The 24,706-nt window shown below is 70.2% G+C and carries 24 protein-coding genes; 15 read left to right on the top strand and 9 right to left on the bottom strand.

The window, feature by feature from the left end; genetic code table 11:
- Positions 1 to 147: 147 nt before the first annotated feature.
- The 4 genes from BKD30_RS12325 to BKD30_RS12310 form a co-directional block, all read right to left on the bottom strand.
- Positions 148 to 603: a MaoC family dehydratase gene (locus BKD30_RS12325; protein WP_076704941.1), complete on the bottom strand. Its 456-nt coding sequence runs from the start codon at positions 601 to 603 to the stop codon at positions 148 to 150.
- A gap of 48 nt (positions 604 to 651) precedes the next feature.
- Positions 652 to 1,836 (bottom strand): acyl-CoA dehydrogenase family protein, encoded by a 1,185-nt coding sequence (locus tag BKD30_RS12320; protein ID WP_076705019.1) that lies wholly within the window; start codon positions 1,834 to 1,836, stop codon positions 652 to 654.
- Positions 1,837 to 1,849: 13 nt separating this feature from the next.
- Positions 1,850 to 2,710 (bottom strand): amidohydrolase family protein, encoded by an 861-nt coding sequence (locus BKD30_RS12315; protein WP_076705017.1) that lies wholly within the window; start codon positions 2,708 to 2,710, stop codon positions 1,850 to 1,852.
- A 68-nt stretch (positions 2,711 to 2,778) separates the two neighbouring features.
- Positions 2,779 to 3,729, bottom strand: a complete 951-nt coding sequence (locus BKD30_RS12310; RefSeq protein WP_076705015.1) for an SDR family NAD(P)-dependent oxidoreductase — start codon at positions 3,727 to 3,729, stop codon at positions 2,779 to 2,781.
- A gap of 126 nt (positions 3,730 to 3,855) precedes the next feature.
- Here BKD30_RS12310 and BKD30_RS12305 point away from each other — a divergent pair, with 126 nt between their 5' ends.
- The 7 genes from BKD30_RS12305 to BKD30_RS12275 all read left to right on the top strand — a co-directional run bounded on the left by BKD30_RS12305 (position 3,856) and on the right by BKD30_RS12275 (position 10,662).
- On the top strand, positions 3,856 to 4,317 hold the full coding sequence (locus BKD30_RS12305; protein ID WP_235861669.1) for a MarR family winged helix-turn-helix transcriptional regulator: 462 nt from the start codon (positions 3,856 to 3,858) through the stop codon (positions 4,315 to 4,317).
- A 188-nt stretch (positions 4,318 to 4,505) separates the two neighbouring features.
- Positions 4,506 to 5,918: a glycosyltransferase family 2 protein gene (locus BKD30_RS12300; RefSeq protein WP_235861667.1), complete on the top strand. Its 1,413-nt coding sequence runs from the start codon at positions 4,506 to 4,508 to the stop codon at positions 5,916 to 5,918.
- On the top strand, positions 5,915 to 6,148 hold the full coding sequence (locus BKD30_RS12295) for a hypothetical protein (RefSeq protein WP_083956425.1): 234 nt from the start codon (positions 5,915 to 5,917) through the stop codon (positions 6,146 to 6,148). Before BKD30_RS12300 ends, BKD30_RS12295 begins: the two co-directional genes overlap by 4 nt.
- 116 nt (positions 6,149 to 6,264) lie before the next feature.
- A complete protein-coding gene (locus tag BKD30_RS12290) occupies positions 6,265 to 7,635 on the top strand; it encodes a cystathionine beta-synthase (protein WP_076704938.1) in 1,371 nt (456 codons plus the stop codon).
- Position 7,636: 1 nt separating this feature from the next.
- Positions 7,637 to 8,785 (top strand): cystathionine gamma-synthase, encoded by a 1,149-nt coding sequence (locus tag BKD30_RS12285; RefSeq protein WP_076704936.1) that lies wholly within the window; start codon positions 7,637 to 7,639, stop codon positions 8,783 to 8,785.
- A gap of 94 nt (positions 8,786 to 8,879) precedes the next feature.
- The gene (locus BKD30_RS12280) at positions 8,880 to 9,983 is read left to right on the top strand and encodes an SDR family oxidoreductase (protein ID WP_076704934.1); all 1,104 of its coding nucleotides are present in this window, start codon (positions 8,880 to 8,882) and stop codon (positions 9,981 to 9,983) included.
- A 40-nt stretch (positions 9,984 to 10,023) separates the two neighbouring features.
- The gene (locus BKD30_RS12275; RefSeq protein WP_235861665.1) at positions 10,024 to 10,662 is read left to right on the top strand and encodes an alpha/beta hydrolase; all 639 of its coding nucleotides are present in this window, start codon (positions 10,024 to 10,026) and stop codon (positions 10,660 to 10,662) included.
- A 5-nt stretch (positions 10,663 to 10,667) separates the two neighbouring features.
- Here the strand turns inward: BKD30_RS12275 and BKD30_RS12270 are convergent, their stop codons facing one another.
- The 4 genes from BKD30_RS12270 to BKD30_RS12255 form a co-directional block, all read right to left on the bottom strand.
- On the bottom strand, positions 10,668 to 11,477 hold the full coding sequence (locus tag BKD30_RS12270) for a maleylpyruvate isomerase family mycothiol-dependent enzyme (RefSeq protein WP_076704930.1): 810 nt from the start codon (positions 11,475 to 11,477) through the stop codon (positions 10,668 to 10,670).
- Positions 11,478 to 11,479: 2 nt separating this feature from the next.
- Positions 11,480 to 12,352 carry a fumarylacetoacetate hydrolase family protein gene (locus BKD30_RS12265; protein WP_076704929.1) on the bottom strand — a complete coding sequence of 291 codons (873 nt, stop codon included), beginning with the start codon at positions 12,350 to 12,352 and terminating at the stop codon, positions 11,480 to 11,482.
- On the bottom strand, positions 12,349 to 13,479 hold the full coding sequence (locus BKD30_RS12260) for a cupin domain-containing protein (RefSeq protein ID WP_076704927.1): 1,131 nt from the start codon (positions 13,477 to 13,479) through the stop codon (positions 12,349 to 12,351). Before BKD30_RS12260 ends, BKD30_RS12265 begins: the two co-directional genes overlap by 4 nt.
- Before the next feature lie 181 nt (positions 13,480 to 13,660).
- Positions 13,661 to 14,455: an IclR family transcriptional regulator gene (locus tag BKD30_RS12255; protein WP_076704924.1), complete on the bottom strand. Its 795-nt coding sequence runs from the start codon at positions 14,453 to 14,455 to the stop codon at positions 13,661 to 13,663.
- 40 nt (positions 14,456 to 14,495) lie between these two features.
- Between BKD30_RS12255 and BKD30_RS12250 the strand changes: the two genes are divergently transcribed.
- The 4 genes from BKD30_RS12250 to BKD30_RS12235 all read left to right on the top strand — a co-directional run bounded on the left by BKD30_RS12250 (position 14,496) and on the right by BKD30_RS12235 (position 18,977).
- Entirely contained in the window at positions 14,496 to 15,854 is a 1,359-nt protein-coding gene (locus BKD30_RS12250; protein WP_408033381.1) for an MFS transporter, read from the top strand.
- 2 nt (positions 15,855 to 15,856) lie between these two features.
- Entirely contained in the window at positions 15,857 to 17,215 is a 1,359-nt protein-coding gene (locus tag BKD30_RS12245; protein WP_076704921.1) for an FAD-dependent monooxygenase, read from the top strand.
- A 152-nt stretch (positions 17,216 to 17,367) separates the two neighbouring features.
- On the top strand, positions 17,368 to 18,225 hold the full coding sequence (locus BKD30_RS12240; protein WP_076704919.1) for a hypothetical protein: 858 nt from the start codon (positions 17,368 to 17,370) through the stop codon (positions 18,223 to 18,225).
- Entirely contained in the window at positions 18,222 to 18,977 is a 756-nt protein-coding gene (locus tag BKD30_RS12235) for an SDR family NAD(P)-dependent oxidoreductase (RefSeq protein WP_076704917.1), read from the top strand. Before BKD30_RS12240 ends, BKD30_RS12235 begins: the two co-directional genes overlap by 4 nt.
- A gap of 21 nt (positions 18,978 to 18,998) precedes the next feature.
- Here BKD30_RS12235 and BKD30_RS12230 read toward each other — a convergent pair whose 3' ends face one another.
- Positions 18,999 to 20,312, bottom strand: coding sequence for a DUF445 domain-containing protein (locus BKD30_RS12230; RefSeq protein ID WP_408033380.1), 1,314 nt, complete (start codon positions 20,310 to 20,312; stop codon positions 18,999 to 19,001).
- 169 nt (positions 20,313 to 20,481) lie between these two features.
- On the opposite strand from BKD30_RS12230, the gene BKD30_RS12225 reads away from it, so the two are divergent.
- From BKD30_RS12225 to BKD30_RS12210, 4 genes are all read left to right on the top strand, one after another.
- Positions 20,482 to 20,934: a DUF4383 domain-containing protein gene (locus tag BKD30_RS12225; protein ID WP_076704916.1), complete on the top strand. Its 453-nt coding sequence runs from the start codon at positions 20,482 to 20,484 to the stop codon at positions 20,932 to 20,934.
- 127 nt (positions 20,935 to 21,061) lie between these two features.
- The gene (locus tag BKD30_RS16960; protein ID WP_328586912.1) at positions 21,062 to 21,850 is read left to right on the top strand and encodes a DUF4383 domain-containing protein; all 789 of its coding nucleotides are present in this window, start codon (positions 21,062 to 21,064) and stop codon (positions 21,848 to 21,850) included.
- A 35-nt stretch (positions 21,851 to 21,885) separates the two neighbouring features.
- Complete coding sequence (locus BKD30_RS12215; RefSeq protein WP_235861663.1) at positions 21,886 to 22,860, top strand: glycerophosphodiester phosphodiesterase; 975 nt, start codon at positions 21,886 to 21,888, stop codon at positions 22,858 to 22,860.
- Positions 22,861 to 22,864: 4 nt separating this feature from the next.
- A complete protein-coding gene (locus BKD30_RS12210; protein WP_076704914.1) occupies positions 22,865 to 24,706 on the top strand; it encodes a glycoside hydrolase family 15 protein in 1,842 nt (613 codons plus the stop codon).

Genomic DNA, 24,706 nt, shown 5'->3' with positions numbered 1-24,706 from the left:
ACATACAGTTCGGTTACGAGGGTGTCCAGATCGGCGTCCATGACGAACCTCCCAGTTCGACGAATGGGGTAGCAACGCCGATCTTGGACACCCTCCCTATCTCATGGCACGTCGCCACGCCGTACCCGACCCCTTGGAATAGGTCATCTAGCGGTAGAACCTGGCCAGGAAGGTCGCGACCACCGCGGGACGGTCGCTGCCCTCGACCTCGATCGTCTGGTCGACGGTCAGCTGCACGCCGTCGCCCTTGACCTCCTCGACGGCGGCGATGGTCGAGCTCATCCGGATCCGGGCGCCGACCGGGACGGGGGCGGTGAAGCGCACGCGGTTCAGGCCGTAGTTGACCTTCGTCTTCACGTCGGCCACGTCCATCAACTCGCCCCACAGCGGGATCAGCAGGGAGAGCGTCAGGAAGCCGTGGGCGATGGGGCCACCGAACGGGCCGTCCTTCGCCCGCTCCGGGTCGACATGGATCCACTGGTGGTCGTCGGCGGCGTCGGCGAACGTGTTGACCTGTTCCTGGGTGATGGTGCGCCAGGGGCCGGGCCCAACCGCGGTGCCGACCAGGGACGGCAGCTCGTCGAACGTGTACATCGTCGTCATGGGATGTCCTCTCGAACCAGGGTGTCGGGATGTCAGGGTGCCGGGTGGTCAGTGGGTGAAGGCGCTCAGCCCGGTGATGGCCCGGCCGACGATCAGGGAGTTGATCTCGTGGGTGCCCTCGTAGGAGTAGACGGCCTCCGCGTCGGCGAAGAACCGGGCGACGTCGGTGTCCAGCGTGATGCCGTTGCCGCCGCAGACCTCCCGGGCCAGCGCCACGGACTCGCGCATCCGCGCGGCGCACCAGGACTTGGCCAGGGCCGAGTCCTCGTCGCGGTAGACGCCCGCGTCCTGCTGCACGGACAGACGGGTGAGCAGGCCGAGGCATCCGGTGATGTTGCCCAGGATCCGCGCCAGCTTCTCCTGCACCAGTTGGAAGCCGGCGATGGGCCAGCCGAACTGGGTCCGCTCGGTCGTGTACCGCAGGGCCGCCTCGTAGGCTCCCGCCTGCACGCCGGCCGCGATCCACGCGACGTCGGACCGCATCCGGCGCAGCATCCGGGCGACGTCCTTGAAGGAGGTGCAGCGCTGCAGCCGGAACTCTTCGGCCACGGTCACGTCGGTGAGGGTGATGTGGGCGTTCTGCACCATCCGCAGGGCGGCCTTGTTGGCGATGACGTCCAGGTGTACGCCCGGGGCGTCGGTGCGCACGAGGAAGCCCTTGACCTGCTGGTCCGCAGTGTCGCGGGCGAACACGGCCAGGTACTCGGAGAAGGTTGCGGTGCCGATCCAGCGCTTGGCCCCGTTGAGTACCCAGGTGTCTCCGGTGCGGGTCGCCGTCGTCGTCAGTCCGCCGGCGACGTCGGACCCGTGGTCCGGCTCGGTGAGCGCGAAGACGCCGCGCATCCGCCAGCTGGTGATCTCCCGGTCCCAGCGGGCGACCTGCTCGGGGGAGCCGCCCTCCCGGACCGCGGTGCGGAAGAGGCCTGCCTGACCGGTGTAGTAGGTGGCCAGGGAAGCATCCGTGCGGGCCAGTTCGAAAACGCGGAACGCGTGGTAGAGGCCGCGCGGCTCCACCCCGCTGGCGGTCAGGGAGTGCGGTGCCATCAGGTCCAACTCGTGCAGCGGGGCCATCAGCTGGGTGGGGAACTCCGCCCGGTCCCAGTACTCGGCGAGCAGCGGGTGCGCCTGCTCGTCGAGGACCCGCCGCAGTCCCCACAGGACATCCCGCTCGGCGTCGGTCAGCAGTGATTCGTGGTCGTACGGGTCGCACGCCGCGTAGAGGCGTTCCGTCATGGTCGTCGCCTCCTCACGCGCCGGCCGCGGCACTCCTGCCGGAGGTCAGCCCCAGCAGCCGCACGGCGTTGTTCTTGAGGATCTTCGGGCGTACCTCGTCGGAGAAGGACTGCTGTTCGAACGCGCCGAGCCACTTCTGCGGTGTGATCAGCGGGTAGTCCGTTCCGAACAGCACCTTGTCCTGCAGGATCCCGTTGGCTGCCTTGACGAGCGACTCGGGGAAGTACTTCGGGGACCAGCCGGAGAGGTCGATGTACACGTTGGCCTTGTGGGTGGCGATCGAGTTCGCCTCCTCCTGCCACGGCACCGAGGGGTGTGCCATGATCACCGGCAGGGCCGGGAAGTCCGCCGCGACCGCGTCGAGCAGCAGCGGGTTCGAGTAGGCCAGCTTGATGCCGCCCCCGCCCGGCAGGCCGGCGCCCATGCCGTTCTGGCCGGTGTGGAAGATGCACGGCAGACCGATCCGCTCGAGCGCCGCCCACAGGGCGTGGAACTGCGGGTCCGACGGGTCGAAGCCCTGCAGACTGGGATGGAACTTGAAGCCACGGACGCCGAGTTCGCCGGCCAGGTATTCGGCGCGGGCGATCGCCTCCGCGCCGGTGCGTGGGTCGACGCTGCCGAACGGGATCAGCACGTCGTTGTTCCGGGCGGCGCCGGCGACGAGGTCCTCCACACTGTTCGGCTCGTGCTTCAAGGCGGTGCGGGCGTCGACGGTGAAGACGACGGCGGCCATGCCCCACTCGCGGTAGCGGGCGGCGATGGTGTCGATGTCGGGGCTGCGGTCCTCGGCGTTGAAGTACGCGCTGGAGGCCTCGGTGAGCGCCGCCGGTAGGGACGCGTGTCCGTGGTCGTCGACCTCGACGTGCACGTGCATGTCGATGGCGGTCACCGCGTCCGGATCGACGCCGAGTTCGTATCGGACCGGCGCGGTGCTCTGCGCGCTCACTTGGCGCCCCCCGTCTGCTTCAGGTTCTGCGTCGGCTTCAGGTCCTGCGGCAGTGGCGGTAGCGTCTCGCCGACCGTGGCGAGGTTCCCCTCGGCGATCGTGGGGAACTGTTCGCGCAGCGCGTCGTACGTCCAGCCGCCCTCCCGGTACTCGGTGATGACCGCCGTCGGGTGGGAGAAGATCTGCAGTCGGTCCCCACCGGAACCGATGGCCTGGCCGGTGATGGTCGCGGCCTCGTCGGAGGCGAGGTACGCGACCAGTCCGGCCACATCGTCCGCGGTACCGAAGCCGAGGTCGTGGCGGAAGAAGGACGGCATGGCCTCACCGCGCTCGTCGGCCTCGACGGCGGCGGCGAAGTACGGCACGGTCTTGGTCATGGCGGTGGCGGCGACGGGGATGATGGCGTTGGCGGTGACGCCGGCCTTCTTCATCTCCAGGGCCCAGGTGCGCACCATGCCGACGATGCCGGCCTTCGCTGCGGCGTAGTTGGTCTGCCCGAAGTTGCCGTACTGACCGGTCGGGGAGCCGATCGTGATGATCCGGCCGCCCACGGCGTGCTCCTTGAAGTAGGCGTATGCCTCCCGGACGCAGGTAAAGGTGCCGCGCAGGTGCACGTCGATGACGATGTCGAAGTCCTCGTCGGTCATTTTCAGGATTGACTTGTCGCGCAGCACGCCGGCGTTGGTGACGAGGATGTCGAGGCCGCCGAAGGTGTCGACGGCGGTGCGCACGAGCTGGCGCGCCGTCTCGGTGCTGCCGACCGGGGCGACGACGGCGACGGCGCTGCCACCGGCACCGGTGATGGTCGCGACGGCTGCGTCGGCCACGTCCTGATGCACGTCGTTGATCACGACGTTGGCGCCCTGGCGGGCGAGCTCGGCGGCATAGGCGAGGCCCAGGCCCTGGCCCGAGCCGGTGACGATGGCGGTCTTGCCCTGCAGGCTCATGCGATCCTCCGGTGCGTCTGCGTGCACGGTCCACCGGGATGCGGTGAGACCCTTGTCACATTCCATGAGAATATGGATCATTGAAAATGTCAACGATTGATCTTCTTCATTTCCTCGGGAGGGCATGTGACCGTCGGAGACACCGTGGGGACGAGGCCGTCCCGGCTCGCGCAGGCAGCGATCGCCGACGACATCGGTCTGCTGCTCGCGAAGCTGCACGCCGCCGGATCCGTCCTCAACAACCGGGCGCTGGCCGCCGTCGACCTGCGCGAGCGGTCCTACTCGGTGCTGCGGCTGGCCTGCAGCGGGCTGGAGCCGACGCAGCGGGAGCTCGCCGAGTTCCTGAGCCTGGACCCGAGCCAGATCGTCGCGCTGGTCGACGGGCTCGAGCAGCGCGGCCTCGTGGTCCGGGAGCAGGGTCGCACCGACCGGCGGCAGAAGATCGTCCTCGCCACCCCGGCCGGCGAGCGAATCCACGCGCAGGCCGCGGCGGCCGTCCGGGCGTGTGAACGCGAGCAACTGGCCGGCCTGGACGACGACGACGCGGCGACGCTGCGGGCGCTGCTGCGTCGCGCGTTGTGGGGTTGATCCGCACGCTGCGTGTATCCCGCCACCCTCTGCCATGAGCATTTGACGGTGCATCGGATGAAGCGGCGGCGGAACCGCCGCCCGCGCAATGATTCCAGGGTCGGGACAAACGGCGCACATCTTGCGGACCTGAGTCACAGATCCCGGGTATCATCGCTGACGTGGGAGGGCGTTGGTTTCAACGATTCGTGGGGCTCATCATCCTGGGTGCGGTCGGTTTCGCGGCGGCACTGCTCTGGTGGGGGGTGGCGGCGAACGTGCCCGCGCGCCTGTGGGAGCCGGTACAGCTGAGCATCGCCGGGGTGTGGAGCGTCTTCTACGACGCGAACCTGCCGGACCTGCGGGTACTCGCGATAGCGGGGGCGCTGGCCCTGTTCCTGGGCGCTGGCATCGCCCTGGTGGAGCGTCGGGTGGCCACCCTGTACCGCCGGTCCCCGCCGCACCTGGTATCCCGACCCCTCGCCCCACGCGTCATCATGAACGCCACCCGCGGCGTGTTCGCCGGCCCGGTGACGATCACCGTGCTGATCCCTGCGCACAACGAGCAGGTCACGTTGCCGGGCACCCTCGCGTCCCTGCGGGAACAGGACCGGCGGCCCGACCGGATCGTCGTCGTCGCCGACAACTGCACCGACCGCACGGCGGAGCTTGCCCGTGCGGGCGGAGCCGAGGTGTACGAGACCGTCGGGAACACGGAGAAGAAGGGGGGAGCGCTCAACCAGGTGCTCCGCACCCTGCTACCGGATCACAGGGACAACGACGTCGTGATGGTGATGGACGCCGACACGACGCTCGACGACGGATTTCTGGCCGCCGCGGAGAAGGCTTTCGAGGGGGACCGGGCGCTGATGGCCGTCGGGGGACTGTTCTACGGCGAGGAGGGGCACGGCCTGATCGGCCAGTTCCAGCGCAACGAGTACGTGCGCTACAGCCGCGAGATCGCTCGCCGTCGTGGTCGTGTCTTCGTGCTCACCGGCACGGCATCGATCTTCCGCCCGGTGGCGTTGCGCACCATCGCCGCCCTCCGCGGCACCCAGATCCCGGGTCGGCCGGGCGACGTGTACGACACCGCGGCTCTGACCGAGGACAACGAACTGACGCTCGCCCTCAAGTCGTTGGGCGGACTGATGATCTCGCCGCCGGGCTGCACCGTAGTGACCGAGTTGATGCCGACATGGCACACCCTGTGGGCGCAGCGGCTGCGGTGGGAGCGCGGCGCGCTGGAGAACCTCGGTGCCTACGGCGTCACGCCGCAGACCTTTCGTTACTGGGCGCAGCAGCTCGGCATCGGCTACAGCGTGATCGGTCTGAGCACCTACCTGCTGCTCATCGCCGTCATGCTGGCCTCGATGGATACCTGGATCTGGTTCCCGTTCTGGCTCGGCGTGGGCGTGCTCTTCGCGATCGAACGCGTGGTCACCGCGTGGAAGGGCGGCTGGCGGGCTCGGCTGCTGGCCCTGACGATCTTCCCCGAACTGTTCTTCGACCTGTTCCTCGACGTCGTCTTCGTCAAGGGCATCCTCGACATCACCCGGGGCCGCCGGGCCACCTGGAGCCATCTGACGCGCACTGAGACCCCGGCACCGGCGGCCCGCCCGTGAACGCGCTCGCCCTCGCCGCTGCCTTCGTCCCCCGGGGGATCCTGCTGCCCGAATCGGTGCTCTACGGCCACGCCTTCGCGGTGCTGTCGACCTTTGTGGCCATCAACACCGTCATGTACGCGGTGCTGACCATCGTCAAGATCTTGCCCGGTGTCCGCCTGCCCCGGCGTCGCAGCGGGCGCCGCCTGCGCAAGGAGACCAGGAGCATCTACCCTGACGGGCCGCTCTGACCCCAGGGTTGCGAGGGCCGAGGCGCTCGGCCCGCAACGGAGGATGACGCCGGGTGTCGGTACTCCCACGTGCGTCCGACCGGTCGGTACGCTGGAGTGTCACGTCAGGAGGCATCATGCGCTACGCCGAGTCCGTGCTGGACACCATCGGCAATACCCCGCTCGTCAAACTCAGCCGCGTCACCGAGGGCATCGCCGCCACGGTCCTGGCGAAGGTCGAGTTCTTCAACCCCGGCGGTTCGGTCAAGGACCGGATCGCCGCCGCGATGATCGACGCGGCGGAGAAGTCCGGCGAGCTCAAGCCCGGCGGCACGATCGTCGAACCCACCAGCGGCAACACCGGCGTCGGGCTGGCGCTCGTCGCCCAGCAGCGCGGCTACCGCTGCATCTTCGTCTGCCCGGACAAGGTCGCCGAGGACAAGCGCGCGACGCTGCGCGCCTACGGTGCCGAGGTCGTCGTCACCCCGACCGCGGTCCCGGCGGACAGCCCCGACTCCTACTACGGCGTCTCCGACCGGATCGTCGCCGAGACGCCCGGCGCCTACAAGCCGAACCAGTTCTTCAACCAGAACGGCCCGGGCGCCCATTACGCCAGCACCGGACCGGAGATCTGGCGGGACACCGAGGGGGCGGTCACCCACTTCGTGGCCGGCATCGGCACCGGCGGGACCATCAGCGGCACCTCCCGGTTCCTGAAGGAGGCCTCGGACGGCAACGTGCGGGTGATCGGTGCCGACCCCGTGGGGTCGGTCTACTCCGGAGGCACCGGTCGGCCCTATCTGGTGGAGGGCGTCGGCGAGGACATGTGGCCGGGCGCCTACAACCCGGGTCTGGTCGACGAGGTCATCGCCGTCGACGACGCCGAGTCCTTTGCCATGACCCGGCGGCTCGCCCGGGAGGAGGGCCTGCTGGTCGGCGGCTCCTCCGGCATGGCGGTCGCGGCGGCGCTACGGGCCGGGAAGGACCTGCCGGCCGACGCCGTCGTCGTCGTGCTGCTGCCGGATTCCGGCCGCGGCTACCTGCAGAAGGTCTACTCGGACGCGTGGATGCGTTCGCTCGGTTTCGCGGGCCCGGACGGCGACACGACGGTCCGCGAGGTGCTGGCCGGGAAGGACGGCGGCCTGCCGGCGCTGGTGCACGCACACCCGTCCGACACGGTGCACGACGCGATCGAGATCATGCACGAGTACGGCGTCAGCCAGCTGCCCGTGCTCTCGACCGAGCCGCCTGTCATGCTCGGCGAGGTAGCGGGATCGCTGGACGAAAGGTCCCTGCTCGACGCCGTGTTCACCGGCGCCGCCCGGCTCGCCGACCCGGTGAGCCGGCACCAGGGCGCCGGCCTGCCCCACATCGGCATCCACGAGGACATCGACGCCCTGCAGCTGCGGCTGCGGGACGCGGACGCCCTGCTCGTCCTCGAGGAGGCCAAGCCGGTGGGTGTGATCACCCGCAGCGACCTGTTGGCGTTCTACGCGAAGGAGGCATGACGTGTCCGGTTTCTCCACCCGCGCCATCCACGATGGCCAGGTTCCCGACTCGCGCACCGGCGCGGTGATCCCCCCGATCTTCATGACGTCCACGTTCGTCCAGGACGGCGTCGGCGGGCTGCGTGAGGGCTACGAGTACTCGCGGTCCGGCAACCCCAGCCGCGACGGGCTGCAGACCCAGCTCGCCAGCCTCGAGGGCGGCGCCCGCGGGTTCACGTTCGGTTCCGGTCTCGCCGCCGAGGACGCCCTGGTCCGCGCCGTGCTCAAGCCCGGCGACCACCTGTTGATGGGCAACGACGTGTACGGCGGCTCCCACCGGCTGATGAATCGGATCTGGGCGCCCTGGGGCATCGAGCTGTCCACCGTGGACGTCGCCGATCTCGACGCCGTGCGCGCCGCGATCCGACCGAGGACGCGGATGCTGTGGGTCGAGACGCCGTCGAATCCGTTGATGACGATCTCCGACATCGCCGCCCTCGCGCGGATCGGGCACGAGGCCGGCGCCGTCGTCGTCGCGGATAACACGTTCGCCACCCCCGCGCTGCAACAGCCGCTCGGCCTCGGCGCCGACGTCGTCGTGCACTCGACCACGAAGTACATCGGCGGGCACTCGGACGTGGTCGGGGGCGCCCTGATCACCGCCGACGACGCCGAGCTCGCCGAGCAGATCGGGTTCCTGCAGTTTGCCGTCGGCGCGATCAACTCCCCGATGGACGCGTGGCTGACCTCGCGGTCGCTGAAGACGCTGGATGTGCGGATGGAACGGCACTCGACCAACGCGCAGCGGGTTGCCGACGCCCTGGCGGGCAACCCGGCCGTCTCGCGGGTGTTCTACCCCGGCCTGCCGGACCACCCGGGCCACGAGCTCGCGGCCCGGCAGATGTCCCGGTTCGGCGGCATGGTCTCGATCCGGCTGGCCGGCGGCCCCGAGGCGGCGCTCGCGCTGGCCCGGCACACCGAGCTGTTCGCCCTGGCCGAGTCCCTCGGCGGGGTGGAGAGCCTGATCTGCTACCCCGCCGAGATGACGCACGCCTCGGTCAAGGGCACCGAGCTGGCCGTCCCCGAGGATCTGCTGCGGCTGTCCGTAGGCCTGGAGGACGCCGACGACCTGGTGGCCGACCTCGAGCAGGCGTTCGCCGCGATCGGTTGAGCCCGACCCAGAACGACGGAGTGACCGCCATGACCTCCGTCATTGCCGGCCACGCGGGAATTTCGACCTCCCGCCGTCGCCTGTACCAGATGTGATGGACACGATCGAGACCCCAGAGCCGACCACTCCCGCACAGCGGACTGCCCTCGTCGTCGGCGCGAGCGGCATCACCGGGTCCGCGCTCGTCGACCGACTCCGGGACGCCGGGTGGGAGGTTCTCGCGCTGTCCCGCCGGGCCTCGTCATCGGCCGGTGTCCGCGGCATCGCCGCCGACCTGCGGGACCCGGAGAGCCTGCGTACCGCGCTCGCGGACGAGCGGCCCACCCACGTGTTCTTCACGGCGTGGCAGCGGATGCCGACCGAGGTCGAGAACATCGCCGTCAACGGCGGCATGGTGTGCGATCTGCTCGCCGCCTTGTCCCACGCGCCGCTGCGGCACGTGGCGCTGGTGACCGGGCTCAAGCACTACCTCGGGCCGTTCGAGGCCTACGGCGAAGGCCGGATGCCGGACACCCCCTTCCACGAGGAGGAGCCGCGACACGAGACCCCGAACTTCTACTACGCCCAGGAGGACGAGCTGTTCGCCGCGGCCGAGCGACAGGGCTTCACCTGGTCGGTGCACCGCTCTCACACCGTGATCGGCTACGCGGTGGGTAATGCGATGAACATGGGTCTGACGATCGCCGTGCAGGCAACGCTCGCGAAGGAACTCGGCCTGCCGTTCGTCTTCCCCGGCAGCGCGACCCAGTGGAACGGGCTGACCGACATGACCGACGCCGGTGTCCTCGCCGAGCAGATGGTCTGGGCGGCGACCGATCCGGCTGGTGCCGACGAGGCGTTCAACATCGTCAACGGTGACGTGTTCCGGTGGCGGTGGATGTGGCCGCGACTCGCCGCCCACCTCGGGGTCCCGCCGGAGCAGGTCGTCGGCTTCGAGGGCGCTCCCCGCCCACTCGAGCAGCAGATGGCCGAGCATGAAGCGGCGTGGCCGGGGATCGCACAGAAGCATGGCCTCGTCGAGCCTGACATCAGCCGACTCGCCTCGTGGTGGCATACCGACGCGGACCTCGGCCGCGACATCGAGGTCGTCACCGACATGGGCAAGAGCCGGGCCGCCGGGTTCACCGGCTACCGTCGCACCGAGCAGGCCTTCGCCGAGCTGTTCGTCCGCTACCGCGCCGACCGGCTGATCCCCTGACCGGTGATCGCCGACGCATCGGCCCGGTGATACTGGCTGCATGAGACCGACGATGCCGGGCGCCTTCTCCCGGTCCGAGGGCGAGCGGGCCGGAACGCACCTGCTCGTGATGCTGCACGGCTACGGCACGGGCGAGGAGCGGATGGAGTCCCTCTTCGCCACGCTGCCGGCCGGGTTCACGGCCGCCGCTCCCCGGGGCAGCCTGGACGTCGGTGACGACGTCGGCTGGTACCTGCTCGACCCGGGCCTGCGCACCGAACAGGGAACGGTGATCGCGGCCGCGTCCGGGGTTCTCGCCTGGTTGGACGGCGTGCTGGCCACGGGTCCGTTCCGCAGTGTCAGCCTGTTCGGCTTCTCCCAGGGCATGGCGATGGCCACCATGCTGCTGCGGCTGCGCCCGGACGGGTTTCGCTGCGTGACCGGGATCGGCGGCTTCGTCCCCGACGTCGAGCTGCTCGCGGTGACCGAACCGCTGCCGGTCCGGGTGCCGTACCTGTGGCAGCGGGGCACGGCCGACCACATGATCCACCCGGGCGCCGTGCAGGACACGCAGGAGTGGCTGACCGCGAACACGGCCCTCACCCGGCGCGAGTTCTCCGACGTCGGGCACGTGATCACCCCGGCGATGATGGTCGAGACCGACATCTTCCTGCGTGAACACGTCCTCGACGACGGGTGAGACCCTCAGAGCCAGCGTGGTGCGGCGGCGGCGGGCGAGCCGTCGGCGAGTGTCACACCCGACTCCTCCCCGGCCGGCACCCGACCGGAGGCCCAGCGGACCAGGTCCGCGAGGGAACCGCGGACCTCGACCCCGGCGGGATCGTCGATGACGCCGACCCGACCACCGTCGGCTGACCCCGATCCGGCTGACCCCGCTCCGGCTGAGCCCGCGTCGGCGCCTGCATCCGACCCGTCCGTCACCGTCGGCGTGAACGCCTCACCGCGCTTGGCCCAGGCACCGGCGATCTCCGGCAACAACCGGCGCAGCACCTCGACCGGGACGTCGGTGAACCGGGCGCCGTTGTCCAGATCGATGGCATGCAGCCACACCTCGCGGGTGCGCATCCACACCGTCTCCGAGGCCGGGACGGTGCGGCCCTGCGCGGTGCGCACCTCGGCGACCCACTTCTCGTCGGGCAGGTCGCGCCACTCCACGGACAGGTGCACCGCGGAGTGGTCGAACAGGTTCAGCAGGGCGATCGGCTGCAGCGTGGCGCCGAACTCGATCTCCCGGTTGCGGTACGCCGTGTCCGGGTACATCGGGGTCTCCACCCCGCTCGCCGCCCACTCCACCAACCGGGAGATCGCCCGCGCGTTGTATCCCACGTGGGCGATCAGGTGCCGGCGGCTCCAGCCGGGCAGCAGGGACGGCTCGTCCATGTCCGCGTACGAGAGCTCCCCGAGTTTCCGGGCGAAGAATGCCGTGCCCCGGCGGGCGGTCAGCAACTCGCCGCGGACCTTCTCGTCCGTGACCAGGTCGTGGCGGGCGACCACGCTCAGACCCCCAGCGCGGCGGGCACCTGCGCGCGGGCCACGTTGACCAGCTCGCCGATGCCCTCGATCCGCGTCTTCACGGTCTGACCGTCGGTGATGTACACCTCGGGTGTGCGGGCGCGGCCCACGCCACCGGTCGTGCCGGTGAGGATGAGGTCGCCCGGATTGAGCGTGATGATCTGTGAGATGTAGGAGACGAGGAACTCGGGCCCGTGCACCAGGTCGCCGATCGAGCCGACCTGCATCTGCTGCCCGTCGATCTCGGTGGTGATCGCCGCGTCCTTCGCCAGTTCGTCCGGGGTGACGACGACGGGGCCGACCGGGGTGGAGGCCTCCCACATCTTGCCCTGCAGCCACTCCTTGGTGCGGAACTGGTAGGTCCGCATCGAGATGTCGTTCGCCACGGTGTAGCCCGCGATGTACTGGCCGGCTTCTGCTTCGGACACCCGGCGCGCGGTCCTGCCGATGACGACGGTCAGCTCGGCTTCCCAGTCGATGGCCGGGTCGGCCTCGGGCAGCTCGACGTCGTCGTAGGGGCCGGTGAGCGTCTCGGCGAACTTCGCGAACAGCGTCGGGTACTCGGGCAGATCCCGGCCCATCTCCGTGATGTGCGAGGCGTAGTTCAGGCCGACGCACAGCACCTTGGACGGGTTCGGGACGACGGGGGCCAGATCGGCGCCGTCGATCGGGTGCTTCGCACCCTCGGCGGCGGCGGCGATCCCGCGCCAGTCGGGCCGGGCGAACAGCTGCCCGAGGTCGGCGTACCCGTCGATCTCGACGAACGCGTCCCCGTCCTGCCGAACGGCAACAGTACTGACGGCGACGGTCCGCCCGGCGGTCGCTCCGGATGTCGTGCGCAGGGTGGCAAGCCTCACTTGGTCTCTCCCTCGATGTAGGTGCGATTGAAGGCGAGGCGCTCGTAGATGGGCGCATCGCCGAACGTGAAGAGGTCGAAGTCGGTCTCGGCCTCGATGGACCAGGCGGCCCAGGACGGGACGACGACCATGTCGCCCTTCTCCACCCGGTGGGTGGTGCCGTCGAGCACGAAGGAGCCGACGCCCTCGAAGATCTGGTAGACCGACGAGCCGACCTGGCGGACGGTGCGGGTCTGCACGCCCGCGCGCAGGCGGTGGAACTCGGCGCGGATCGTGGGCATGACGTCGCCGCCGGTGGTCGGGTTGGTGAAACGGACCGCGGCGTGGCCCTGACCCACGGTGGCCGGGTACCCCTCGTCCTCGAGGGCGAGCTGCTCGGTCAGGGCACGATCGGTGTACTCCCACCGGTAGGCACCGATGGGGGAGTTGGTGGTGTTCTGCAGACCCGAGAGCGGGCGCAGCCCCGGGTGGCACCAGAGCCGTTCGGACCGGGAGATGTCCGGGGTGGCTTCGTCGGTCACGCGTTCGGTGCCGAACTCGAAGAAGCCGGCGTCCATGCCGTGCACGAACGGGATGTCCAGACCGTCGATCCACGCCATCGGCTGGTCCGTCTCGTTGTGGTGACCGTGGAAGTTCCAGCCCGGGGTGAGCAGGAAGTCACCCCGGGACATCCGCACCGGGTCGCCGTTGACGACGGTCCACACGCCCTCGCCCTCGACGACGAAGCGGAAGGCGTTCTGGGAGTGCCGGTGCTCGGGAGCCACCTCGTGACCACCCAGGTACTGGATCGCGGCCCAGAGGGTGGGCGTCGCGTACGGCAGGCCGTTCAGACCCGGGTTGGCCAGGGCGATCGCGCGCCGCTCGCCACCGCGGCCGACCGGAACCAGGTCCCCGGCGCGGGCGGCGAGCGGCAGCAGGGTGTTCCAGCGCCACACGTGCGGGACGGCGGCCGGACTCGGTGTCATCGGCATCAGCTCGTCGATCTGGGTCCACAGCGGGATCATGTTCTCGTCCCGCATCATGGCGTACATCTGCTCGAGCTCGGCCGCTTCCTCGGGCGTCGGCTCGGCCGCGACCATGGCGTTCGTCGTGCTCTCGTGCGTCGTGGTCTCGTCGAAGACGGACATGCTGACCTCCTGCTGGATGACGGGGGGGGGGACGCGTCGGCGGTGTTCGCCGGTTCCCCGGTGCCCGGGGTGACCCTCCACATTCCTGTGGTACGGGTCACGCGAGCCTGTGAACGACTCTAGAGCCGTCCACGCGGGCCGGGAAATCGATTCTGCCATCCGGAATCTGGTCCGGTGCGGATCAGTCGTCGGTATCCAGGTCCGCCAGTTCCTCCTCGATCTGCCGCCGCCGGTCGAACAGCACGGCGCGGACCGAGCGCGCCGACAGCCGCTCGTACCGGAACGTCGGCGCGGAGAGGCTCAACGACGCCACCGCACGCCCGTCGGCGCTACGGAGGGCGACGCCGAGGGCGCTCACCCCGCTCTCGGTGGCATCGATGTTGGCGGCGAAGCCTTGCTGCCGGATCTGCGCCAGCTCGCGCAGCAGGTCCTCCAGGCCGGCTTCGTCGAGGGCGTCCCCGCTCGTCTCCGCTCCCGGGGAGGTGAAGAGCCGGCGCACCGCGTCGTCGTCGAGCTCGGCCAGCAGCACCTTTCCGCCCGAGGTGCGATGGGCCGGCAGCACCGCGCCACGGCGGTCGCCCACCCGCAGCACGTTCGACGACTCCACCGTGAAGAGGAAGCGGGACTTCGTCCCCACGCGCACGCTGAGGTTGACCGTTTCCCCGGTGTCCGCGCACAGTGCCTCCATCTGCGGCGCGCACAGGGAACGGAGCTGCCGGTTCCGGCTGCTGGTGACCGGACCCACGCCCAGGGCGGGACCGGGCTGGTAGCGCCGGTCCTCGTCCTGCACGGCGAACCCGCGGTAGACCAGCATGGCCATCAGCCGGTGGGCCGTCGACGGCGCGATCCCCAGTTCCTCGGCGGCGTCCTTGAGCCGGAGCCTCCCGGTGTCGCGCAGCAACTGCAGCAGGCGCAGCGTGTTGTCCACGGACGTGAGTGCATACGCGGGACGGGTCTGCAGCGGTGAATTCTGCACACCAGAATGTTATGCCCATCTCATCGATGTGACCTCCACCATGGAGCCCATGCCCCCTTCTTCTCCTGCGCCGACGACGATGTCGGACGCCCCAACGTCGCGGTTGCTTCCCCCGCGCACCCTGATCGCCGTCGTCGTGTGCTGGCTGCTCGTCGTCTTCGACGGGTACGACCTCATCGTGTACGGCACCGTGCAGAACGAGCTGATCACGACGACGGGCTGGGGTCTGAACCCCGCCACCGCCGGCACCATCGGCTCCCTCGCCTTCGTCGGCATGATGATCGGCGCCATCTTCGCCGGTCGAATGTCGGACACCTGGGGGCGCAAACGCACCGTGCTCGGATGCGCGCTGGTGTTCTCCCTCTTCACCGTGCTCTGCGCGTTCGCGCCGAATGCCCCCGTCTTCGGCATCCTGCGGCTGCTCGCCGGCATCGGCCTCGGTGGGCTGGTGCCGACGGCCAACGCCCTCGCCGCCGAGTTGATCCCGCCGCGGTGGCGGTCCATGACGGCCACCCTGATGATGTCGGGCGTGCCGATCGGGGGCAGCGTCGCGGCCCTGACGGGGCTCGCGCTCATCCCTACCCTCGGCTGGCCGTCGATGTTCCTGATCGCCGTGGTCGCCCTGGTGATCCTGGTCCCGATCGGCTTCGCCGTACTGCCGGAGACGCTGCCCTCGGCCGACCGTCGCGCCGCCGCGGCCGCGGGTGTCCCGGAGCGGAACGCGCCCGGCTTCGGTCACCTGCTGCGGGCGCCGTATCTGAAGATGAGCATCCTGTTCGCGGTGGCCACCCTGTTCACCCTCTTCGCCTGGTACGGCCTCGGTACCCAGCTGCCCAAGATCATGGCCTCCACCGGCTTCGACCTGGGGCCGGCCCTGCTGTTCACCCTCGCCCTGAACCTCGGCGCCGTCGCGGGCTCTCTGCTGACGGCCTGGGCGGGTGATCGCTTCGGCTCGGTGCCCACCGCCATCGTCGCCGCCCTGCTGGCCGGTGTCGCCCTGATCCTGTTGCTGACGCACCCGGCCTCCACCGGGATCGTCTACCTGTTGCTGGTGCTCGCCGGCATCGGCACCCACGGCACGCAATGCCTGATCATCGCGGCCATCGCCAGCCGGTACCCGGACCGGCTGCGCGGCACGGCACTGGGCTGGGCGCTCGGCGTCGGCCGCATCGGCGCGGTCCTCGCCCCGCAGATCTCGGGTCTGCTGCTGGCCACCAGGGGACTGGACCCGGCGGTCAACTTCCTGGTCTTCGGCCTTGCGGCGCTCGTCGCGGCCGTCCTGCTGCTGGGCGTACGCCGTCACCCCGTGCGCAGCACGGGGGGTATCAGCGGCACGGAGAACACTGCGAACGTCGAAGAGACCGGTACCGCGAGGAACCCTGCACTGGAGGTCAAGTGAGTATGGACAACACCACCACCACGAACACCGAGGTCCTGGTCGTCGGGGGCGGCATCGGCGGTCTCGCCGCCGCCCTGGCGATGAAACGCAACGGTGCGGACGTCACCCTCGTCGAACGGGCGCCGGAGTTCGGTGAGGTCGGTGCGGGGCTGCAGCTGGCCCCGAACGCCACCCGCGTACTGCGTGACTGGGGGCTGCTGGAGAAGGTGCTCGACGTCGGCGTGGCGCCGAAGCACATCGTCTTCCGGGATGCCGTCACCGGCGCCGAACTGCTGCGCCAGAACGTCCAGGGTCGGTTCGCCGAGCGGTACGGCGCCCCGTACGTCGTCGTGCACCGGACCGATCTGCACCGGATCATCCTCGACGCGGCGGCGGAGGCCGGCGTCACCCTGCTCAACGACGCCGAGGTCACCGGGACCGTGACCGTCGGCTCGCGGGTCTGCGCGACGATCCGGGACGGCCGCACCTTCGAGGCCGACGTGGCGCTCGCCGCGGACGGTCTGCACTCGGCGCTCCGCGCGCAGATCGCCGACGACAAACCGATCCCGTCCGGATACGTGGCCTTCCGCGGCGCGCTGCCGGTCTCCGAGGTGAAGTACCAGTCGGACATGGAGGACGTCGTCATCTGGCTCGGACCACACTGCCACCTCGTGCAGTACCCGCTGCGCAAGGGCGAGATGTTCAACACCGTCGCCGTGTTCCGGTCCCCGGCGTTCCTGCGGGGCGAGCAGATGTGGGGCAGCGAGGACGAACTGGAGGAGGCCTACCAGGACTGTGTGCCCGAGGTGCGTTCCGCTCTGGCGAACCTCTGGCGGGTGCGGAGCTGGCCGATGTTCGACCGGGTGCCCATCCCCGACTGGATCGACGGGCGCACCGCCCTGCTGGGCGACTCTGCGCACCCGATGTTGCAGTACCTCGCGCAGGGCGCCTGCCAGGCCCTGGAGGATGCCCGCACACTCGAGCGGATCACGTCCGACACGGTGTTCGCCGGTGGTTCCGTCGACAATGCGCAGTGGGACGAGGCGCTGTCCCGGTTCAACCGGGTTCGTGCCCCCCGCACCGCCCGGGTACAGCGGACCGCCCGCGTCTGGGGCGAGTCGTGGCACGTCAGCGAGCCGGTCGAGAAGCTTCTGCGCGACATGCTCTTCGCCTCCGCGGTCGGCGACGTGTACCGCTTCACCGACTGGGCCTATGCGGTGGAGGCGACCGACGCCCTGGAGGCCGCGGCCGGGCCGAGCGCCGCGGTCGAGAAGATCGCCGCCCGCACCGATGACAACGCTCCCGGCGGCGGGGCCGGCATCGTCGGCACCGCCCCGACGGTTCAGCCGCGGGAGGAGCTGACCCACAAGGTGGCCGTCTGATCGGTCGGCCGGGTGCGGCGAACGGGGCCCGCGCAGTGCGCCCGTACGGGACCCGTTCCCGTCCGCGGTCCGTCCCGGGCGGGACGGAGGGGGAGATCCTCAGTCCACTGAGTACAGTGGACGGAGCATTCGTCCGCGACCCAGGAGGAACCATGGCGGATCGACCGGCCAACCCCGCAATGAGGTTCGCCTCCAAGGCGGCCTTCGACGACGAGGGCAACCCGAAGCCAGGACTGACCAAGGTGCTCAACCGCGCAATGGACGTCAATCGTCCCCTCGTGCTCGCCAACCTCAAGCGGCTGCGCCGCAAGCACCCCGACGCGAGCGCGAAGAAGCTCGCCCGAACCCTCGAGCGCAACTACCTGGCGGCCGTGACCGTCGGTGGCGGAGGGATCGGCGCCACGGCGGTGGTCCCGGGGATCGGCACCGTCGCCTCGCTCGGCCTGTCCGCGGTCGCGACCGGCGCCTTTCTGGAAGCCAGTGCGTTCTACGCCCAGTCGATCGCCGAGCTGCACGGCGTGCATGCCAAGGACCCCGAGAAGACCAAGGCCATGGTGATGGCCATCATGCTCGGCGAGGAGGGCAACCAGCTGATGCAGTCGTTCGCGGCGCAATCGGCAGGCCGCGGGGCCGGCCCCAACCCCCGCTGGGGACTGGTCCTCGGCCGCGGCACGTCGGACACCATCACGAAGACCATCGTGTCGAGCATCCGACGCCGGTTCATCAAGCGGTATCTGCTGCGCAGCGGCGGCGCCGTCCTCGGCCGCGCCCTCCCGTTCGGGGTCGGCGCGGTGGTCGGCGGTGGTGCCAACCTGGCGATGGGCCGCGCGGTGATCAAGGCCACCCAGGAGGCTTTCGGGGAGGTTCCGGACACCCTGCCGGGGGAACTCGTCGCTGACCTGCAACGCGTCGAGCTGTCATCGACGCCCCCGTCGGCTGATCCGTCTACGCCGTCGACCGCGGGCGGCGGGACCGGGCCCACCGCGGGGGACACGGGTTCCGACCGGTGACCACGGCCCTGGTCACCGGGGCCTCCGCCGGCCTCGGGACGGAGTTCACGCGGCAACTGGCCGCCGCCGGGCACGACGTCGTCCTGGTCGCCCGGGACGCCGAGCGGCTCGCCGCCCTGGCCGACGAGCTGCACCGGGACCACGGGGTGCGCACGGAGGTGCTGCCCGCCGACCTGGTCGCCCAGGACGGGCTGGCCGCCGTCCGGGCCCGGATCGAGCAGGACGAGGACCCGGTGACCGTGCTGGTCAACAACGCCGGATACGGGATCCTCACCGACTTCATCGACACTCCGGTGGCCGACGAGCAGCGGATGCTGCGCCTCCTCGTCGAGGTGCCCCTGGTGCTCGGTCACACCGCGATCAGGGCGATGGCCACACGCGGGGGTGGCCACGTCGTCAACGTCTCCTCGGTGGCCGGTTTCATCCCGCGCGGCAGCTACGGTGCGGCCAAGGCCTGGCTGATCAGCTTCAGCCGGTGGGCCAACGTGCGGTACCGGCCCCGCGGCGTCGTCGTCACCGCGGTGTGCCCGGGCCTGGTGCACACGGAGTTCCACCGGCGGATGGAACTGGACACCCGGAACATCCCCGGTTTCGCCTGGCTGGACGCACCCCGCGTCGTCCGTGAGGCTCTGGCCGGCGCGTTCGACGGCCGCGCCGTCGTCGTCCCGTCGAAGCGGTACCGCGTGGTCGTGGCCGCGAGCCGCGTGCTCCCGGACCGGCTGATGGCCGCGGCCGGCCGCCTCGGCCGCTGACCTGCCGCGCACCGGGGATGCTCAGCCGAAGACGGCCTGCGCGATCGCGAAGATGACCAGCCCCGCCAGCGACCCGACCACGGTGCCGTTGATCCGGATGAACTGCAGATCCTTACCGACCTGCAGCTCGATCTTCGCCGACGTCTCCTCGCCGTCCCACCGCTCGACGGTCTCGGTGATGATGGACGCCGCCTCGTGCCGGTACCGGCGCACCAGGTACGACGCCGTGTCGGCGAGCCAGCCGTCCACTTTGCCGGCGAGCTCGTCGTCGTCGCACAGCCGCTGGCCGAACTCCGTGACCAGCCCGGTGAACCGGCGGGAGAGGTCGCTGTCCGGGTCGGAGACCGCCGTCAACAGCGCCGCCTTGGCCTGATCCCAGGCGGTGGCCGCGAACCCGCGCACCCGCGGATCGTCGAACGTGCTCTCCTTGATCCGGTCCACCCGGGCCATCATCACCGGGTCGTGCTGCATGTCGTCCGCCAGCCGCAGCAGGTAGTCGTCGATGGACCGGCGCACCCGGTGCTGGGGATCCGTCTGGATGGCACGCACGAACTTGAGCAGCTCGCTGTGCACCTTGTAGCCGACGACACCGTCGAGCACGGACGGCACCCAGGACGGGGAGCGCTCGGTGACCAGGTCGATGACGGTGCCCTGATTCCCGTCCAGCCACTCCTCGGCCCGGTCCACCAGCATGTCGACCACCGGGCGGTGGTGCCCGTCGACGAACAACTCGTGCGCGACCCGACCGAGCGGCGGTCCCCACGGCGGGTCGACGACGTGCCGGCGCACCATGCCCTCGATCAGGCCGGCGACGTCCTCGTCCTTGAGCAAGGTCAGGGCACCGCGGATGACGACGGCGCCCTCGGCGGTCACGGTCTGGGCGCCGGTGCGGCCGTCGTCCTCGCCGGGCGAGACGAGCCAGCGGCCGACGCGCCGGGAGACGTGGGCGGCGGCGAGCTTGCCCCGCACCACTGTCTCCGAGAGGAAGTTCGACTCGACGAAGTCGCCCAGGGATGCACCGATCGCGTCCTTGCGCCGGGGGATGATGGCGGTGTGGGGGATCGGCAGGCCCATCGGGCGCTTGAACAGGGCAGTGACGGCGAACCAGTCGGCCAGGGCTCCGACCATGCCGCCCTCCGCGGCCGCCCGCACGTACTGCAGCCACGGGTACCGGCCCTGCAGCGCGAACGCGACGAGGAAGATGACGGCCAGGCCCACGAGGAGGGCGAGAGCGATCGTCTTCATCCGGCGCAGTCCGGCCGCGCGGACAGCGTCCTGCTCGGCGGACATCGGCGCCGGGTCGGTCGCGGTCGGGATGCTGCTCGTCGTCGTCATGCCTCTATCTTCCCGCGCCGCGGGAGCTGGACAGCGGTTGCGCTCGCCACAAGGGAAAAGACTCGCGCGCGAAGACCATCAGGGTGCTGACAATCCGCTAGGCTGGGATGCACCGAAGAGATCGGTGAATGGGCGGCGACCGCTGCCCACCCATCACGGAGGAGGGGTCATGACCACGACTTCCCACAATCGCACCGGCCGGGCACCCGTGCAGACCGTCGCACTGATCGTCGGTGCGGTGTTCCTGCTCGTCGGCATCCTCGGATTCATCCCCGGCATCACCAGCAACTACGGCGCGATGTTGTTCGCGAGCGATCAGTCGGACGCGCTGCTGCTGGGCGTGTTCCAGGTGTCCATCCTGCACAACATCGTGCATCTGTTGTTCGGCGTCGCCGGCCTTTCCGTGGCCCGCTCCTTCTCGGGGGCGAAGAACTATCTGATCGGCGGCGGCGTGATCTACCTCGTGCTGTGGCTGTACGGCCTGCTGGTCGGCAAGGAGTCCGCCGCGAACTTCGTTCCGCTGAACACTGCCGACGACTGGCTGCACTTCGTCCTGGGCGTGGGCATGATCGTCCTCGGCGTGGTGCTGGGACGGCGGGTGACCACCCGCCGGCACACCTGAGCGGATTCCTCCGCCGGCCCGGTGAAGAGCCATCATCGGGCCGGCGGAGGTCTGGCTCCCGACCCGTCCGCGAACCGACCGATGTCACCATTCCGAGCACCGATCAGCGACTGCAGAGGAGACGATCATGAGCAGCAGCGTCAATCGTCCGTCCGGTGACGGGCCGCTCGACCCGCGCCGACCCGAGGACTCCGAGGGCGCCGGACCCCGTCACGGCACGGACGGCGACGGCACGCGGGACGGAGCCACGCACGATGACATGGCTCGGGAGCGCGGGTCCCGTCGCGACGCGGGGGCGGCCCGGGACCCGGGCGCGGCCCACGGCGGCCGGCCGGCCGACCGTGTCCGGGAGGATACCGCCGCGGAGACCGCCGCCGGGCAGGGCGGGCCCCGGAACACCACCGCAAGGGACGGCGGTGTTGACGAGACGACCAGACGTCGGCCGGCGACGCGGGAGCGGGTGGTGAAGGAGCGCAGCCGTGCCACCCGGGCCATCGCCCGGACCGTCGCCGCCATCGTCGCGCTCGTCTTCCTCGCGGTCGGTGTGCTCGGTTTCATCCCCGGGATCACGACGGGTGTCGACCGGATGACCTTGTTCGGCGCCGGCTCTGCTGCCCTGTTGCTCGGCGTCTTCCAGGTCTCGGTGCTGCACAACGTCGTGCACCTGGCGTTCGGCGTGGTCGGGCTGTTGATGTCCCGCTCCGCCGGTGCGGCGCGCACGTTCCTGATCGGTGGCGGGATCATCTACCTCGTCCTGTGGATCCTCGGCCTGATGTTCGGGTCCGACGCCAACTTGAACGTCGTGCCCGTCAACGACGCGGACAACTGGCTGCACCTGGGACTGGGTGTCGTCATGGTGCTGCTCGGTCTGCTGGTCGGACGGCGGCACACGGTCAGCCGCGAGATCGTCGACTGATCGGCTCACCGGCGGACCGATCGGCCGCTCGACCGATGCGTGCAGCGTTCCTGCAGGTCGGGCCGGTAGAGTCGGCTGCTGTGAAGGAGATGTCGATCGAGCCGCAGCACGAGCCGACCGCCGCACGCCCGGTCGTCTACGCCCATCGGGGTGCCAGCGCCCGCTGGGCCGAGCACACCAGGGCGGCCTACCTGCAGGCCCTGGAGGACGGCTCCGACGGCGTCGAGTGCGACCTCCGGCTGACCCGGGACGGGCACCCGGTGCTGTGGCACGACGACGACATCGACCGCACGTCCGACGGCACCGGCCGCGTCGCCGACGTCACGCTGGCGGAGATGAGCCGACTCGACGTGAGTTCGTGGAAGGGCGCGGCCATTCCGCTCCGCTTCGGCGCTCCGTCGGAACAACTGCTCACGCTCGACGACCTGCTGGACCTGCTCCTCGAGCACGGGCGTCCCATCGGCCTGGCGATCGAACTCAAGCACCCGATACCGCAGGGCCGCCAGTTGGAGAAGACGGTCCTGGGCACCCTGAAGCGGCGCGGTCTCGACGTGCGCACCTGCCGCCTGGCGAACATCACCGTCTCGTTCATGAGCTTCTCCGCGGAAGCGGTCAACTACCTGCTCGCCACGGTGAACCGCGACCACGTGTGCCAACTGATCGACGACGTCTCCGTCCACGACCTGCGGACCAAGGAACTGCTCGGTCCCGTGATGCGGTTGATCGTCAGCCGCTACCTGCGCCGGCTGTTCTCCGAGGCGAACGTGGTGATCAACAAGCGCCGGGTGGGCCTGGTCGGGCCCGGATTGGCCTATCTGCGCCGACACCCGCGCCGGGTCCAGCGCTGGCGGGATGCCGGGGCCGTCCTGCGGGTGTGGACCGTCGACGACGTCGACGACGCGCGGTACTGCATCGACCGCGGGGTGCGGGAGCTGACCACCAATCGTCCCGCTGAACTGCTGGCCTGGCTGCGGGCCGCGCAGCCGGATCCGGCCGTGCCGGGGGCCTGAGCCCATGTCGACACCCATCCGCGACTACGCGTTCCTCTCCGACCTGCACTCGGGCCTGTTGGTCTCCCGCCACGGCAGCATCGACTGGCTCGCCTTCCCCCGGTTCGACTCGCCGTCCCTCTTCTCCGCGCTGCTGGGCGACCCGGACCACAGCCGCTGGTTGCTGCACGCCGTCGATGGCACCGTCAAGGAACGGCGCTACCTGCCCGGAACGTTCGTGCTGGAGACCGTCTGGCAGGGCCCGACGGGGACCGCCCGGGTCACCGAGTTCATGCCCGTCGGCACCGGCCGGGCTGACGTCGTCCGACGGATCGAGGCCCTGAGCGGAACGGTCGAGTTCGCCGAGGAGCTCGTCATCCGGTTCGGTTACGGGGACACCGTGCCGTGGGTGCGCCGGGTGTCCGACCCCGGCGGCGCACCCGCGCTGGTGGCGATCGGTGGACCCGAAGCCGTCGTCCTGCGCCAGCCCGACCTGCCGACCGGCTCGGACCACCACCACCGCGGACGACTGCGGGTGAGTGCGACGGGATCGGCGGTCGGGCCGGAGCGGCGCCAGGCGGATCTGGTGCTCAGCTGGTTCCGCTCACATCTGTCGGTGCCGGGACCGATCGACGTCGACGTCGACCTCGCGCGCACCATCGATTACTGGGAGCGGTGGACGGAGCAGGCCACGAACACCGGTGGTCACGATGCGTTCGTGCGGCGGTCCCTGCTGGTGCTACGCGCCCTCACCCACGAAGCCACCGGTGGGATCGTCGCCGCCGCGACGACGTCCCTGCCCGAGAGCCTCGGCGGTGAACGGAACTGGGACTACCGCTTCTGCTGGCTGCGCGATGCGGCGCTGACCCTGGAGTCGATGCTCGACCACGGCCACGCCGATGAGGCTCTGCAGTGGCGGAACTGGCTGCTCCGGGCCGTCGCGGGTGATATCGAGGACCTGCAGATCGTCTACGGCGTGGCGGGGGAGCGGGAACTGTCCGAACGTGAGCTGCCGCACCTGGCCGGCTACGCGTCGTCGCGCCCGGTCCGGATCGGCAACGGCGCGGTCGAGCAGTACCAGGCGGATGTGGTCGGGGAGGTGATGGTCGCCCTCGGCAAGCTGCGCGGCATCGGCGTGGCCGAGGACGAGTTCTCCTGGTCCCTGCAGCGCGAGCTACTGCGCTTCGCCGAGCAGAATCTTGAGCGCAAGGACCAGGGTCTGTGGGAGATGCGCGGCGACGACCACTGGTTCACCCATTCGCGGGTGATGATGTGGGCGGCGTTCGACCAGGGCGTCCGTGCCGTCCGCGAGCACGCGATGACGGGCCCGGTGGCGCGTTGGGAGAGAATCCGCGACGGCCTGCGGGCGGAGATCCTCGACCACGGGTTCGACGACCGGGCCGGCTCGTTCGTGCAGGCCTACGGCGGCACCGAGGTGGACGCCTCCCTGCTGCAACTGCCGCAGGTGGGGTTCATCGCCTACGACGACCCGCGGATGCTCGCCACCGTCGCCCGGATCGAACAAGAACTGCGTGACGGGAAGGGACTGGTGCTGCGGTACCGGACGGAGCGCTCCGACGACGGCGTTCGCGGCGGCGAGCACCCCTTCCTGGCCTGCTCCTTCTGGCTCGTAGAACAGTTCGCGATGACCGGTCGGCGCGACGACGCGGTCGCCCTGATGGACACCGTCACCGGTTGCGGCAACGACCTGATGCTCTTCTCCGAGGAGTTCGACCCCGACAGCGGGCGGATGGTCGGCAACTTCCCGCAGGCGTTCTCCCATCTGGCCCTGATCCGGGCCTCCGACGCGCTCGGGGGCCACGACCCGAACCGCGGCCGCAGCGACGGCCGCCGGCACCGACGCTGA

This window comes from Tersicoccus phoenicis, assembly GCF_001968835.1.
GTDB classification, from domain to species: Bacteria; Actinomycetota; Actinomycetes; order Actinomycetales; family Micrococcaceae; genus Tersicoccus; species Tersicoccus phoenicis.
Note: the sequence above shows the minus strand (reverse complement) of the source record. Positions and strands in the feature narration are given on the sequence as shown.

Excerpts from the sequence above, each read along its gene's own strand:
- BKD30_RS12225 (WP_076704916.1), top strand. The coding sequence starts at position 20,482 with ATGACCACGACTTCCCACAATCGCACCGGCCGGGCACCCGTGCAGACC.
- BKD30_RS12325 (WP_076704941.1), bottom strand. The coding sequence starts at position 603 with ATGACGACGATGTACACGTTCGACGAGCTGCCGTCCCTGGTCGGCACC.
- BKD30_RS12240 (WP_076704919.1), top strand. The coding sequence starts at position 17,368 with ATGGCGGATCGACCGGCCAACCCCGCAATGAGGTTCGCCTCCAAGGCG.
- BKD30_RS12260 (WP_076704927.1), bottom strand. The coding sequence starts at position 13,479 with ATGTCCGTCTTCGACGAGACCACGACGCACGAGAGCACGACGAACGCC.
- BKD30_RS16960 (WP_328586912.1), top strand. The coding sequence starts at position 21,062 with ATGAGCAGCAGCGTCAATCGTCCGTCCGGTGACGGGCCGCTCGACCCG.
- BKD30_RS12320 (WP_076705019.1), bottom strand. The coding sequence starts at position 1,836 with ATGACGGAACGCCTCTACGCGGCGTGCGACCCGTACGACCACGAATCA.
- BKD30_RS12230 (WP_408033380.1), bottom strand. The coding sequence starts at position 20,312 with ATGACGACGACGAGCAGCATCCCGACCGCGACCGACCCGGCGCCGATG.
- BKD30_RS12210 (WP_076704914.1), top strand. The coding sequence starts at position 22,865 with ATGTCGACACCCATCCGCGACTACGCGTTCCTCTCCGACCTGCACTCG.
- BKD30_RS12315 (WP_076705017.1), bottom strand. The coding sequence starts at position 2,710 with ATGCACGTGCACGTCGAGGTCGACGACCACGGACACGCGTCCCTACCG.
- BKD30_RS12280 (WP_076704934.1), top strand. The coding sequence starts at position 8,880 with ATGGACACGATCGAGACCCCAGAGCCGACCACTCCCGCACAGCGGACT.
- BKD30_RS12215 (WP_235861663.1), top strand. The coding sequence starts at position 21,886 with ATGCGTGCAGCGTTCCTGCAGGTCGGGCCGGTAGAGTCGGCTGCTGTG.
- BKD30_RS12290 (WP_076704938.1), top strand. The coding sequence starts at position 6,265 with ATGCGCTACGCCGAGTCCGTGCTGGACACCATCGGCAATACCCCGCTC.
- BKD30_RS12275 (WP_235861665.1), top strand. The coding sequence starts at position 10,024 with ATGAGACCGACGATGCCGGGCGCCTTCTCCCGGTCCGAGGGCGAGCGG.
- BKD30_RS12310 (WP_076705015.1), bottom strand. The coding sequence starts at position 3,729 with ATGAGCCTGCAGGGCAAGACCGCCATCGTCACCGGCTCGGGCCAGGGC.
- BKD30_RS12245 (WP_076704921.1), top strand. The coding sequence starts at position 15,857 with ATGGACAACACCACCACCACGAACACCGAGGTCCTGGTCGTCGGGGGC.
- BKD30_RS12250 (WP_408033381.1), top strand. The coding sequence starts at position 14,496 with ATGGAGCCCATGCCCCCTTCTTCTCCTGCGCCGACGACGATGTCGGAC.